We start from the raw sequence: 14152 nt of genomic DNA, 5'->3' as shown, positions 1-14152 counted from the left end.
CGTCGGTTTACGCCACAGTCGTGAAATCGGCGTAATTCAGCAAGGTTTCGTAAAGCACGACGGAACATTGATGGATGCCAGCAGCCAAAGCGGCAGATCAATCGGGAATTCAGGAGTCAGCGGTATGATCCGTATGTTGCGCCATCTGGGCGGCGCGCGCGTCGCCTTCATCGTCGGTTTCGCGATGCTCGCGGCCGCCTGCGCCAAGAACCCGATGGACGGCGCCGGCGCCGCTCTCGGCTCGGCCCCTCCCGGCAGCCCCCAGGAGTTCATCGTTTCGGTCGGCGACCGCGTGTTCTTCGAGAGCGACCAGACCAGCCTGACGCCGCAGGCGCAGGCCACCCTCGACAAGCAGGCGCAGTGGCTCAACCAGTATGCGCGCTACAGCTTCACCATCGAAGGCCATGCGGACGAGCGCGGCACCCGCGAGTACAACATCGCCCTCGGCGCCCGCCGCGCCCAGAGCGTGCGCGACTACCTCGTGCAGCGTGGCATCCCGGCAAACCGCATGCGCACCATCTCCTACGGCAAGGAGCGCCCGGTCGCGGTCTGTAACGACATTTCGTGCTGGTCGCAGAACCGGCGCGCCGTCACCGTGCTGAACGCCACCGGCACCTGACCTGCGCCACGGCGGCGATTTTTAAGCCCGGCCCGCCCTGCGGGCCGGGTTTCATTTTGGCCGCCGATATGTCGCCTCCGTCTGACCCTGGGTCAAACTTTGGACGCGATCCGCCCGGTATGCTCAAATGGAGGCTGCGGCACGCGCCGCCGCTTCGCTGCTCCCGCTCCAGTGCTTGGCCATCATGACCTTCCGCTTGCTCCGTCCCGCCGCTCTCGTGCTTTTCGCCTCCATCGTCGCATCGGCCGCTCCCTTCGAGGCGGCGCGCGCGCAGCAGGACAACAATTTCTTCGGCAATCTTTTCAAGCCGCCGGGACAGGTGCGCTCCGGCGCCCAGCCGGCGCAGCCCGATGAGACCGAGAGCATGGTCACCCGGATCGACCGGCTGGAGAGCCAGTTGCGGCAGATGACGGGGCAGATGGAGCAGCTGCAATATCGCAACCAGCAGCTGGAGCAGCAGGTGCGGATGCTTCAGGGCGGGACGGGGGCCGCTGTGCCGCCGGTGGCCGAGACCGGCCGCCGCTCCGACGTCTTCGACCCTTCCGCGCAGGCAAGCGCACCCGGCGCCCCGCGTCCGCTCGGCGCCACCGCGCCCTCCGGCCCGGCCGGCAATGCGCCGATGGATCTGGGCACGCTGTCGGGCGCCGTTGCCGGCGGCGGGGCGGCCCCCCCGCCGGCGGGCAATACGCCGAAAGATCTGTTCGATGTTGCCTTCGGCTCCCTGCAGCGCCAGGATTATGCGGTGGCGGGCCAGACGTTCGAGCAATTCGTCAAGCTCTACCCCAATGACCGCGCTGCGCCTGATGCCTATTACTGGCTCGGCGAGAGCCAGTACCTGCGCAAGTCCTACAAGGAGGCCGCGCAGAATTTCCTGAAAGTCTCGACGGACTTTCCCAATGCGGTGAAGGCGCCGGATGCGTTGCTGCGGCTCGGCCAGTCGCTGGCGGCTATCGGTGAAAAGGATGCGGCCTGCGCCACACTGAACGCGGTCGGCAATAAATATCCGCGCGCCTCGGCGACCATCAAGCAGGGGGTGGAGCGTGAGCAGAAGCGCGCCGGCTGCTGACGCCGCGCCTGCCGCCCGCTCGGCCGGCCCGACCGAGGCTGACCGGGCGACGCTCTTTGCTCCCTTTGCCGCGCATTGCCGCGTTCTGCTCGCCGTTTCCGGCGGACCGGATTCGACCGCTCTGATGCTACTCGCCCAGCGCTGGCAAGCGCAGGGCAACGCGCCGACCCAGCTGTTTATCGCCACCGTCGACCATGGGCTGAGGGCGCAATCGCGGGCCGAGGCAGAGGCCGTTCACGTGCTGGCGCAAGGGCTTGGCCTTCCGCATGCGATTCTCGACCTGCCCGCGCCTTTGCCCGGCACGCGGCTGCAGGAGGCGGCTCGCCACGCGCGCTACGAGGCGCTCGCCGCCCATGCCGGCGCTGTCGGCGCCAGCGCGATCGCCACCGCCCATACCAGCGACGACCAGGCCGAGACCGTGCTGTTCCGGCTGATGCGTGGGTCCGGCATTGGCGGTCTGGCGGGGATTGCCGCGCAGCGGCCCATGGGCGCGCTCACCCTTCTGCGTCCGCTGCTTGGGCGGCGGAAGGCGGAACTCGTCGCGATCTGCCGGGAAGCGGGCGTCGGCTTCGTGGAAGACCCCTCGAACAGCGACCCGCGATTCGCCCGCGCGCGACTGCGGGGGCTGCTGCCATCGCTGGCTGCAGAAGGGTGCGATGCGGCTGCACTGGGGCGCTTCGCCCACCGCATGGCACGGGCCGAGGCGGCACTGGAAGCGGCGACCGATGCCGCTGCCGCGTCGCTCAGCCTGGTCGACACCCCACCGGAGGGGCCATACCGATTCTCCCGCACCGGCCTCGCGGCGCTGCCCGAGGAAGTCGCCCTGCGGCTGGTTGGCCGGGCCGTTGCACGGGTGGGGGAGGGACCGGTGGAACTCGCCAAGCTGGAGGCGCTCGCCGGGTGGATCGCCGCGCTGGTGCGGGACGAACACGGTGCCCGCACGCTTGCCGGGGCGCTGGTGCGGGTGAACCGGCGGGCCGTCACCATCGGTCCGGCGCCGGCGCGGCGGGCGGTTCGGCAGGGCCACTGACGTCGATTTGCACGCTTGTGCCGAAACGCCTTGCCCCGGACATCTTGGCAAGGATCAATGCGACACCTAAATTACGGAACGACAAGGGAGGGCCGCCAGCGCCGGCGGTACCCGCGCGCCGGTCGATTCCGGTGCCGAAAGGGACATGATGAACGCCAATATCCGGAATTTCGCCCTCTGGGTGATCATCGTTCTTCTGCTTCTGGCGCTGTTCTCGCTGTTCCAGAATCCGGCGCAGCGTCAGGCGACGAACGACATCAGCTTCTCGCAGCTGCTCAACGAGGTCGATCAGGGCCGCGTGCGCGACGTGGTGATCCAGGGACCGGAGATCACCGGCTCCTTCACCGATGGGCGCGCCTTCCAGACCTATTCGCCCAATGATCCCTCGCTGATCTCGCGTCTGTACGGCAAGGGCGTGTCGATCACCGCCAAGCCGCTGACCGACAATGTGCCGTGGTTCGTCAGCCTGCTCATCTCGTGGCTGCCCTTCATCGCGCTGATCGGCGTGTGGATCTTCCTGTCGCGCCAGATGCAGGGCGGCGCCGGCGGCAAGGCGATGGGCTTCGGCAAGAGCCGGGCAAAGCTGCTGACCGAAGCGCATGGCCGCGTGACCTTCGAGGACGTGGCCGGCATCGATGAGGCCAAGAGCGACCTGACCGAGATCGTCGACTTTCTGCGCGACCCGCAGAAGTTCCAGCGGCTCGGCGGTCGCATCCCGCGCGGCGTACTGCTGGTCGGCCCTCCCGGCACCGGCAAGACGCTGCTCGCCCGCGCCATCGCCGGCGAGGCGAACGTGCCGTTCTTCACCATTTCGGGTTCCGACTTCGTCGAGATGTTCGTCGGCGTCGGTGCCAGCCGCGTGCGCGACATGTTCGAGCAGGCGAAGAAGAACGCGCCCTGCATCATCTTCATCGACGAAATCGACGCGGTCGGCCGCCATCGTGGCGCCGGCCTCGGCGGTGGCAATGATGAGCGCGAGCAGACGCTGAACCAGCTCCTGGTCGAGATGGATGGCTTCGAGGCCAATGAGGGCATCATCCTCATCGCCGCGACCAACCGCCCCGACGTGCTCGACCCGGCGCTGCTGCGCCCCGGCCGCTTCGACCGCCAGGTGGTGGTGCCAAACCCAGACGTGGTCGGCCGCGAGCAGATCCTGAAGGTTCATGCCCGCAAGATTCCGGTCGCGCCGGACGTGAACCTCAAGGTGATCGCCCGCGGCACGCCCGGTTTCTCGGGTGCCGACCTCGCCAATTTGTGCAACGAAGCCGCCCTAATGGCCGCGCGCCGCAACAAGCGCATGGTCACGATGAGCGACTTCGAGGACGCCAAGGATAAGGTGATGATGGGCGCGGAACGCCGCTCGCTCGTCATGACCGAAGACGAGAAGATGCTGACCGCCTATCACGAAGGCGGCCATGCCATCGTCGCACTCAAGGTTCCGGCGACCGATCCGGTGCACAAGGCGACGATCATTCCGCGCGGCCGTGCGCTCGGCATGGTCATGCAGCTGCCGGAGCGCGACAAGCTCTCCATGTCCTATGAGCAGATGACCTCGCGCCTCGCTGTCCTGATGGGTGGCCGCGTCGCCGAAGAGCTGATCTTCGGCCACGACAAGGTCACGTCAGGTGCATCTTCCGACATCGAGCAGGCCACCCGCCTCGCGCGCCTCATGGTGACGCGTTGGGGCTTTTCGGACGAGCTCGGTCGCGTCGCCTATGGCGACAATAATGACGAGGTGTTCCTCGGCATGTCGATGCAGCGTCAGCAGAACGTCTCGGAAGCCACCGCGCAGACCATCGACAAGGAGGTCCGGCGGCTGGTCGACGAGGGTTATGCCGAAGCCAAGCGCATCCTTACCGAAGCCAAGGACGGGCTGGAAACCCTGGCGCGCGGCCTGCTCGAATACGAGACGCTGTCCGGCGACGAGATCATTGGCCTGCTCGACGGCAATGCGCCGGTGCGCGACACGACCATCGAGCCCGCCAATACGCGCGGTTCGGTGGTGCCGAGCGCCGGCAAGAACCGCCCGCCGCGCCCGGATGCCGGCATGGAGCCGCAGCCGCAGGCTTGATGCGGCTATTTCCGACCTGAAGAGGGAAGATTTGCGCAAGCAAGTCTTCCCTTTTTATTTGGTGCCGTCGTCGGGGATACTGCGACCCGGAGCATTTGCCACCCGCACGCCTTCCTGCGACGAAACAAGGCGGCCTGGTGAGTGCGTGGTCGGCATTCCTCGACATATGTCCGGCACGCGCCGTCTCGCAACGAATGCTTACATTTTGTGAAACCCTTGCTTGTATTCTCGATGCTAGAGAAGAGTGAGAGGCACAAGATTGCTTCCGCGCCGGGAGGGCGCCGATTCGCATGAGGCAGGGCATGGCACGCAGCTATTTCGGCACAGACGGCATTCGCGGCCGCGCCAACAAGGTGATCACCCCCGAGCTGGCGCTGCGGGTCGGCATGGCGGCGGGGCTGGTGTTCCAGCGCGGCGACCACCGCCACCGCGTCGTCATCGGCAAGGACACCCGCCTGTCCGGTTACATGATCGAGAACGCGCTGGTCGCCGGCTTCACCGCCGTCGGCATGGATGTGCTGCTGCTCGGCCCGATGCCGACGCCGGCGGTGGCCATGCTGACGCGCTCCATGCGGGCCGATCTCGGCGTGATGATCTCCGCCTCGCACAACCCCTTCGACGACAACGGCATCAAGCTGTTCGGCCCCGACGGCTACAAGCTCTCGGACGAGCTGGAGGGCCGGATCGAGGAGATGATCAGCGGCGACATGGCGGGCATGCTGGCCGCGCCGGCCGCCATGGGCCGCGCCAAGCGCATCGAGAGCGTGCATGCGCGCTATATCGAGTTCGCCAAGCGCACCCTGCCGCGCAACCAGTCTTTCGACGGGCTGCGCGTCGTGGTCGACTGCGCCCATGGCGCGGCCTATCGCGTTGCCCCGGAGGCGCTGTGGGAGCTTGGCTGCGAGGTGGTCACCATCGGCGACAAACCCGACGGCTTCAACATCAACCGCGAGGTCGGCTCGACCGCGCCCGAGGCGCTGATGGCCAAGGTGCGCGAGGTGCGTGCCGATATCGGCATCGCGCTCGACGGCGACGCCGACCGCGTGCTGATCGTCGACGAGAAGGGCCATCTGGTCGATGGCGACCAGCTCATGGCCGTGGTGGCCGAGAGCTTCCACGAGGATGGCCGGTTGGCGCGCAACGGCATCGTAGCCACTGTGATGTCCAATCTGGGCCTGGAGCGGCATCTGGCAGGGCTCGGCCTGTCGCTGGAGCGCACGCCGGTGGGCGACCGCCATGTGCTGGAGCACATGCGCGCGCATGGCTTCAATGTCGGCGGCGAGCAGTCCGGCCACATCATCCTGTCGGATTACTCAACGACCGGGGATGGGCTGGTGGCGGCGCTGCAGGTGCTGGCCGTGGTGCAGCGCCGTGAGCGGCCGGTGTCCGAGGTGTGCCACCGCTTCGAGCCGCTGCCGCAGATCCTGCGCAATGTGCGCTACAAGAGCGGCCGGCCGCTGGAGAATGACGGCGTGCTCAAGGCCATCGCCGCCGCCGAGCTGAAGCTGAACAGCCATGGCAGGCTGCTCATCCGCCCCTCCGGCACCGAGCCGGTGATCCGGGTGATGGGCGAGGGCGACAATCGCGACCTCGTCGAGGCGGTGGTCAACGACGTGGTGGAAGCGGTCGGGCTGGCGGCGGCGTAGGGGTTTCCTCCGGCTACGACACGGCGGGGCCATCGTTCACCCCGTCATGGCCGGGCTTGTTCCGGCCATCCCTGTCTTGGCAGCTCCCGAAAGTTATGGATGCCCGGGCCGGGCCCGCGCATGACGGACGTCACACGTCGTCATCCCGGCCGCGGCGAAGCGGAGAGCCGGGATCGCGCGCCGAAAAGAGTGCCCTTCTTTCATGCGATCCCGGATATGGCCCGACGGCCATTCCGGGACGACGACGGGAGAGAGGGGGAGGGCTTCTACCCATCCAGCCTTCTGAGCAGACCGCGATAGATCTCGTCATCATCGCACAGGCCGGCGAGGCGGCCGAGGCTGTCGACGAGGAGGATCGGCAGGTCGGTGTGGCGCTTCAGCTCGATCGCCGCCTTCAGCTTGAGGTCGACCGGGGCGACGATGCAGTCGGCATCGTGCGCCAGCTTGTCGTCGATCAGGCCGGCCTCGCCATCGGCGGTGGCGAGCACGCCCGCGCGGCCGTCGAGGTCGAGCGAGACCGGGCGGCCTTCGGGATCGACCTTCACCTTCACCCGCCCGCCCTTGTCGAGCATCACGGAATCCCCCTCGCGGGCGAGGCTGGCGGCCGGGCGCATCACCGCCGTGCCGCGCAGCACGTTGAGCGGGTTCATGTGCTTGACGAATTCGGCGACATAGGCGGTGGCCGGGCGCAGCAATATGTCTTCGGCGGTGCCCGCCTGGACGATGCGCCCGCCCTCCATGATGGCGATCTTGTTGCCGAGCTTCAGCGCCTCGTCGAGATCGTGGCTGACGAAGACGATGGTCTTCTGGATGCGCCGCTGCAGGTCGAGCAGCTCATCCTGCAGCTTGTCGCGGATCAGCGGGTCGAGCGCCGAGAAGGGCTCGTCCATCAGCAATATGTCGGCATCGGTGGCGAAGGCGCGGGCGAGGCCGACGCGCTGCTGCATGCCGCCGGAGAGCTCGTTGGTGTATTTCTCCGACCAGTTGGTGAGGCCGACCATGGCCAGCTTCTCGTCGACGATGCGGTTGCGCTCGGCGGCGCCCATGCCGCGCAGCTCCAGCCCGAAGCCGACATTGTCGCGCACCGTGCGCCAGGGCAGCAGGCCGAACTGCTGGAACACCATGGAGACGGTGTGCATGCGGATGTCGCGCAGCGTGTCCTCGCTGCAGCGGGCCACATCCACGGCGGCGCCGTTATGCTCCACCAGCACCTCGCCGCGCGCCACTTCGTTCAGGCGGTTGATGGCGCGCAGGATGGTGGACTTGCCGGAACCGGAAAGCCCCATGAGCACGCAGATCTCGCCGCGCTCGATGGCAAGGCTCACCCCCGCCGCGCCGAGCACCGCGCCGGTGGCGGCGAGGATCTCATCGCGGGAGCGACCCTCGTCGATGAGCCTCAAGGCGTTTTTCTGGTCGGCGCCGAAGACGATGTCGATGTTGCGGAATTCGACGGCGGGCATGGTTCAACCCTTTCGCGAGCGCCGCTCGGGCCGCTTGCACACGCGGTCGAGCACGATGGCGAGGACGACGATGGCGAGGCCCGCCTCGAAGCCCATGGCGATGTTCACCGAATTGAGCGCCCGCACCACCGGCTTGCCGAGGCCGTCGGCGCCGACCAGCGCGGCGATGACCACCATGGAGAGGCTGAGCATGATGCACTGGGTGATGCCGGCCATGATGGTGGGCAGGGCGTAGGGCAGCTCCACCTTGAACAGCAGCTGCGTCTTGGTGGCTCCGAAGGCCTTGCCGGCCTCATAAAGCGCCGGCGGGACCGAGGAGATGCCCAGATGCGTGAGGCGGATGGGCGCGGGAATGGAGAAGATGACGGTGGAGATGAGCCCTGGCACCGCGCCGAGGCCGAACAGCACCAGCGTCGGGATGAGATACACGAAGGTCGGGATGGTCTGCATCAGGTCGAGGATCGGCCGGATGGCGGTGTAGAGCCAGGGCCGGTGCGCGGCGGCGATGCCGATGGGCACGCCGACGACGACGCAGACCAGCGTGGCGCAGATGACGAGGGAGAGCGTCTCCATCGTCGCCGTCCAGTAGCCGAGATTGGTGACCAGCAGCAGCGCGCCGACGATGAACACCACCAGCCCGATGGAGCGATGCACCAGCCACGCCGCCAGGCCGAACAGGGCGATGAGCAGCAGCGGCGGCACCCAGAGCAGCGCCTCGGTGAAGCCGCCGATCAGCGAGCCCAGCACCAGCGAGACGAAGTCGAAGAAGCCCTGACCATGCGTGGTGAGCAGGTCGACGAAGTCGCGGAGCCAGATCCCCAGCGGAATCTTGTGCTCGGTCAGCCAGTCATACATGGGCGCTCCTCGGCGGGTGAGTGAGGGCGGACGCCGCCTGCCGGTCAGGGGCGCTCGATATCACCATCCTTCGAAGCCCGGCTGCGCCGGGCGCCTCAGGATGACGGTCATCGTGGATCGACGTCATCCTGAGGTGCGACAAAGCGAGCCTCGAAGGATGGTCAGCAAGGACGGCCCCCATGGCAAAGGGGGCCGCACAATGATCAGAGCTTGAGCGCGGCCTTCAGCGCCGGCACGGCCGGCTTGCCGTCGATGGTGGTCACGCCGGCGAGCCAGGGCTCCCACACGGTCGGGTTGGCCTTCAGCCATTTGTCGGCGGCCTTGGCAGGCTCCATGTTGTCGAGCAGGATGTAGCCCATCACCACATTCTCGGTTTCGAGCGAGAACTTCAGGTTCTTGATGAGCGTGCCGACATTCGGGCACTCGGTGGTGTAGCCGGCGCGGGTGTTGGTGTAGATCGTGGCGCCGCCATAGTTCGGGCCGAACACGTCATCGCCGCCGGTGAGGTAGCTCATCTTGTACTTGGCGTTCATCGGGTGCGGTTCCCAGCCGAGGAAGACGATGGCTTCCTTGCGGCGGGAGGCGCGCTCGACCTGGGCGAGCATGCCCTGCTCGCTGGATTCGACCAGATCGAAGCCCTTCAGGCCGTATTTGTCGTCCTTGATCATGTCGAGGATCAGGCGGTTACCGTCATTGCCCGGCTCGATGCCGTAGATCTTGCCGCCGAGCTTGTCCTTGAACTTGGCGATGTCGGCGAAGGACTTCAGCCCCTCCTCATAGAGATAGGTCGGCACCGCCAGCGTGTACTTGGCGCCTTCGAGATTGACGCCGATGACCTCGACCGTCTTGTCGTCGCGATATGGCTTGAGATCGGCTTCCATGGTCGGCATCCAGTTGCCGAGGAAGACGTCGATGTCCTTGGTCTGCATCGACTTGTAGGTCACCGGAACGGACAGGACCTGCGTCTTCGGGGTGTAGCCGAGGGCTTCGAGGATGGAGGAGGCGAGGGCGGTGGTGGCGGTGATGTCGGTCCAGCCGACATCGGCGAAGCGGACCGTCTTGCAGGCAGCCGGCTCGGCGGCATGGGCCGCGTCGCGCGGCAGGGGAGCGACGCCAAGCACCAGCCCGAGGGCGGCGGCGGCCACGAATTTGAACGTGCGCATCATTACTGTTCCCGTTGGCATCCTGGCAGGATCATGGAACCGGCATGGCCTGACGCCAAGCCCGGCACGACCGGAATCGTCAAGTCAGGGACGGTGACGTTACGCGGCGCCCGATCGGGTCCGCCCACTCCGCCCGGATGCGGCCTCTGGAGGCTTCTTTTGAACGACCATTCAAAACGCGAATGGACCCATTGTCACGCGCAATCTTTGCCCAAAATCGACGAATTTTCGACTGATTTACAGCCAGTTTGCCGAATTCCGCCGCGCCGGCAGAAGCGTTGCGACGCGCGGGGTTGCGGGCGAGGGAGGGATTGCGGGAGGCGGCGTTGCATGTATTGTACGACCATTCAATAACGCCGTTCCGTCGATCAGGAGGTGCCGGTGCGACGTGGGAAAGCGCAGGCGCAGAGGCCGCATCCGCGGTTCGATGAGGTGGACGATCAGGCCGATCAGGCCGGTCAGGCTCGTGTGGACGACGAGGCCCGCCGGCGGGCGCCCGAAGATGTGCGCCGCCGCCAACTGATCGACGCCACCATCGATTCCCTCGCCGAAATCGGCTTCAACGCCTCCACCCTGGCGCAGATCGCCCGGCGCGCCGGCGTCTCGCCCGGCCTGGTCGCGCATTATTTCGGCGACAAGGACGGGCTGCTGGAAGCGACGCTGCGCCATCTCTCGCTGCGGCTCTACCGCGCCACGGCGCAGCGCCTCTCGGAAGCGCGCACGCCCCGCACCCGCGTGCAGGCGCTGATCGACGCCAATCTGGCGCCCGAGGAGTTCGACCAGCGCACCTCCAGCGTGTGGCTGGCCTTCTGGGGGCAGGTGCTGCACTCGGAGCGGCTGCGCCGGGTGCAGCGCATTTACCAGGCGCGCATGCTGGCCAATCTGCGCCACGATCTGCGCGGGCTGGTGGCCGAGGCCGATGTCCGCCGCATCGCCATCACCATCGCCGCAGTCATCGACGGGCTGTGGCTGCGTTCTTCGCTTTCCGCCGCCGGCGAGACCGATTCGGTCAGCGCCCGGCAGGTCGCCTCGCTTTTCGTCGATGCCCAGATCGCCGCCGCCGCGCCGGCGCTTCCCACCAACGGACCCTCGACCATGAGCACCCGCCCCACGCCGCACGCCAACCACATCGGCGGCCATTACCGCCCGCATGGCGGCGCCACCTTCACCACCTCCAACCCCGCCACTGGCGAGGTGCTGGCGGAAATCGAGATCGCCGGCGAGGCGGAGGTCGAGGCGGCGGTCGCGGCCGCGCGCAAGGGGCAGAAGGTCTGGGCGGGGATGACCGGGGCCGAGCGCGGTCGCGTGCTGAAGCGCGCCGTCGACCTGCTGCGGGCGCGCAATGACGAACTGGCGCGGCTGGAGACGCTCGACACCGGCAAGCCGATCCAGGAGACCAGCGTGGTCGACGTGCTCTCGGGCGCGGAATGCCTCGAATATTATGCCGGCCTCGCGGCAGGCCTGTCGGGCGAGCATGTGGACCTGGGGCCCAGCGCCTTCGGCTACACCCGCCGCGAGCCGCTCGGCATCGTCGCCGGCATCGGCGCGTGGAACTACCCGCTGCAGATCGCCTGCTGGAAGTCCGCCCCCGCGCTCGCCTGCGGCAACGCCATGATCTTCAAGCCGGCGGAGCTGACCCCGCTGACCGCGCTGAAGCTGGCCGAAATCTATGCCGAGGCCGGCGTGCCGGAGGGCGTGTTCAGCGTCGTGCAGGGTTTTGCCGACACCGGCCGGCTGCTCACCCGCCACCCCGGCATCGCCAAGGTCTCGCTCACCGGCGAGGTCGGCACCGGCAAGAAGGTGATGGCGGATGCCGCCGGCTCGCTGAAATATGTGACGCTGGAACTCGGCGGAAAGTCGCCGCTCATCGTCTTCGACGACGCCGATCTCGACGACGCGGTATCCGGCGCGATGCTGGCTAATTTCTATTCGGCCGGCGAGGTCTGCTCCAATGGCACGCGGGTGTTCGTGCATGAGAGCGTACGCGCCGCCTTCCTCGACAAGCTGGTGGCGCGTATCGGGAAAATGGTGGTGGGCGATCCGCTCGATCCGGCGACGCAGGTGGGGGCGCTGATCTCGCCCGACCACATGGAAAAGGTGCTCGGCTATATCGCCAAGGGCAAGGCGGAGGGCGCCAAGCTGCTGGTCGGCGGCGCGCGCGTCACCGAGGGCGCTCTCGGCAAGGGCTGCTTCGTCGCGCCCACCGTGTTCGACGGCTGCACGGAGGCCATGAGCATCGTGCGGGAGGAAATCTTCGGCCCTGTCATGGCGGTGCTGTCCTTCACCGACGAGGACGAGGTGATCGCCCGCGCCAACGACACCGATTTCGGCCTCGCCGCCGGCGTGTTCACCCGCGATCTCGCGCGCGGGCACCGGGTGATCGCCCAGATCCAGGCCGGCACCTGCTGGATCAACCATTACAACATCACGCCGATCGAACTGCCTTTCGGCGGCGCCAAGCAATCCGGCCTCGGGCGCGAGAACGGCAAGGCGGCGATCGAGCACTACACCCAGTTGAAGAGCGTCTATGTCAATCTCGGCCGCGTCGAGGCGCCCTACTGATGCTGAACGGCGCGCACGACCTCTATGATTTCGTGATCATCGGTGCCGGATCGGCGGGCTGCGTACTGGCCGACCGGCTGAGCGCGGATGGCAGCAACCGCGTTCTGGTGCTGGAATATGGCGGTTCCGACCGCTCGGTGTTCATCCAGATGCCGAGCGCGCTCTCCATCCCGATGAACATGAAGACCTACAACTGGATGTATGAGAGCGAGCCCGAGCCGGGCCTTGGCGGGCGGCGCATGCACTGCCCGCGCGGCAAGGTGCTCGGCGGCTCCTCCTCCATCAACGGGCTGGTCTACATGCGCGGCGCGGCGGCTGATTTCGACCGCTGGCAGGAGGAGGGCGCGCAGGGCTGGTCCTATGCCGACGTGCTGCCCTATTTCCAGCGGGCGGAGAGCCGACGCGCGGGCGGTGATGAATACCGCGGCAGCGCCGGCCCGCTGGCCAACCGCTACGGCACGCTGGAGAACCCGCTGTACCGCGCCTTCATCGACGCCGCCATAGAGGCCGGCTATCCCGCGAGCGAGGATGTGAACGGCTACCAGCAGGAAGGCTTCGGCCGCATGGACATGACCGTCAAGGACGGCGTGCGCTGGTCGGCGGCCAATGCCTATCTCAAGCCCGCAATGAAGCGCAGCAACCTGAAGGTGGAGACTCATGCGCGGGTGGAACGCATATTGTTTGAGGGGCGCCGCGCCATCGGCGTGCGCTGGTCGCGCGGCGGCACTACCCATGAGGTGCGCGCCGCCCGCGAGGTGATCCTGTCCGGCGGCCCCATCAACTCGCCGCAGCTTCTCAAGCTCTCCGGCATCGGCAGCGCCGAGGAATTGCGGCCGCTCGGCATCGAGGTCATGGCGCATCGGCCGGGGGTGGGGGAGAACCTGCAGGATCATCTGGAGGTCTATTTCCAGCAGGCCTGCACGCAGCCGATCACGCTCTATTCCAAGATGGGCCTGGTGGCGCGCGGGCTTATCGGCGCGCGCTGGCTGCTGCGCAAGGATGGGCTGGGCGCCACCAATCATTTCGAGGTGTGCGGCTTCATCCGCTCGCGCGCCGGCATTGCCTCGCCGGACATCCAGTATCATTTCCTGCCGCTGGCCGTGACCTATGACGGGCAGGGACTGGCGAGCGAACATGGCTACCAGGCGCATGTCGGGCCGATGCGCGCGAAGAGCCGGGGCTGGGTGCGGCTGGCCTCCGCCGACCCGCTGGCGGCGCCGCGCATCCAGTTCAACTATCTCACCCATCCCGACGACCGGGTGGAGTTTCGCGCGGCGGTACGGCTCACGCGCGAGATCTTCGCGCAGGAGGCGTTCGCGCCCTATCGCGGGAGGGAAATCCAGCCGGGATCGGACGTGGTGAGCGACGAAGCGATCGACGCCTTCGTCGAGGAGAAGGCGGAGAGTGCCTATCACCCTTCCTGCACCTGCCGGATGGGTGCGCCGTCCGATCCGCTGGCGGTGCTCGACCCGCAGATGCGGGTGATCGGCGTCGAAGGGCTGCGGGTGGTGGATTCCTCCGCCATGCCCTCCATCACCAACGCCAATCTCAACGCGCCGACGATCATGATGGCGGAGAAGGCCGCCGACCATATTCTGGGTCGGCCGCTGCTGGCGCCGTCCAATGCGCCGGTCTATGTCGCGCCGAACTGGGCGAGCGCGCAGCGCTAGGGGCAATCAG

The 14152-nt window shown here is 67.2% G+C and carries 10 protein-coding genes; 7 read left to right on the top strand and 3 right to left on the bottom strand.

The genetic code is table 11. The features are described 5' to 3' along the window. Positions 1–124: 124 nt before the first annotated feature. The 5 genes from pal to glmM all read left to right on the top strand — a co-directional run bounded on the left by pal (position 125) and on the right by glmM (position 6432). Positions 125–619: a peptidoglycan-associated lipoprotein Pal gene (gene pal / locus ACQY76_RS01700; RefSeq protein WP_428031199.1), complete on the top strand. Its 495-nt coding sequence runs from the start codon at positions 125–127 to the stop codon at positions 617–619. A gap of 184 nt (positions 620–803) precedes the next feature. Beyond that, entirely contained in the window at positions 804–1685 is an 882-nt protein-coding gene (ybgF, locus tag ACQY76_RS01695; protein ID WP_428031198.1) for a tol-pal system protein YbgF, read from the top strand. After that, entirely contained in the window at positions 1660–2715 is a 1056-nt protein-coding gene (tilS, locus tag ACQY76_RS01690) for a tRNA lysidine(34) synthetase TilS (protein WP_428031197.1), read from the top strand. The genes ybgF and tilS overlap by 26 nt, the downstream gene beginning before the upstream one ends. 148 nt (positions 2716–2863) lie before the next feature. Further along, positions 2864–4786, top strand: coding sequence for an ATP-dependent zinc metalloprotease FtsH (gene ftsH, locus ACQY76_RS01685; RefSeq protein ID WP_428032908.1), 1923 nt, complete (start codon positions 2864–2866; stop codon positions 4784–4786). A gap of 302 nt (positions 4787–5088) precedes the next feature. Then, a complete protein-coding gene (glmM, locus tag ACQY76_RS01680; protein ID WP_428031196.1) occupies positions 5089–6432 on the top strand; it encodes a phosphoglucosamine mutase in 1344 nt (447 codons plus the stop codon). Between the two features lie 266 nt (positions 6433–6698). On the opposite strand, the gene choV is transcribed toward glmM, so the two are convergent. From choV to ACQY76_RS01665, 3 genes are all read right to left on the bottom strand, one after another. Next, positions 6699–7892 (bottom strand): choline ABC transporter ATP-binding protein, encoded by a 1194-nt coding sequence (gene choV / locus ACQY76_RS01675; RefSeq protein WP_428031195.1) that lies wholly within the window; start codon positions 7890–7892, stop codon positions 6699–6701. Positions 7893–7895: 3 nt separating this feature from the next. After that, complete coding sequence (gene choW / locus ACQY76_RS01670; RefSeq protein WP_428031194.1) at positions 7896–8747, bottom strand: choline ABC transporter permease subunit; 852 nt, start codon at positions 8745–8747, stop codon at positions 7896–7898. A gap of 203 nt (positions 8748–8950) precedes the next feature. Beyond that, positions 8951–9913 carry a choline ABC transporter substrate-binding protein gene (locus ACQY76_RS01665; protein ID WP_428031193.1) on the bottom strand — a complete coding sequence of 321 codons (963 nt, stop codon included), beginning with the start codon at positions 9911–9913 and terminating at the stop codon, positions 8951–8953. Positions 9914–10291: 378 nt separating this feature from the next. Here ACQY76_RS01665 and betB point away from each other — a divergent pair, with 378 nt between their 5' ends. Together betB and betA are read left to right on the top strand one after the other, a co-directional pair. Next, entirely contained in the window at positions 10292–12472 is a 2181-nt protein-coding gene (gene betB, locus ACQY76_RS01660; RefSeq protein WP_428031192.1) for a betaine-aldehyde dehydrogenase, read from the top strand. Continuing rightward, on the top strand, positions 12472–14142 hold the full coding sequence (gene betA / locus ACQY76_RS01655; RefSeq protein ID WP_428031191.1) for a choline dehydrogenase: 1671 nt from the start codon (positions 12472–12474) through the stop codon (positions 14140–14142). Before betB ends, betA begins: the two co-directional genes overlap by 1 nt. The last annotated feature ends 10 nt before the right edge of the window (positions 14143–14152 follow it).

This window comes from Ancylobacter sp., from assembly GCF_965279025.1.
In the GTDB taxonomy this organism is placed as follows: Bacteria; Pseudomonadota; Alphaproteobacteria; order Rhizobiales; family Xanthobacteraceae; genus Ancylobacter.
The sequence above is the reverse complement of the archived record's forward strand: the minus strand, read 5'-3'. Positions and strand labels throughout refer to the sequence as shown.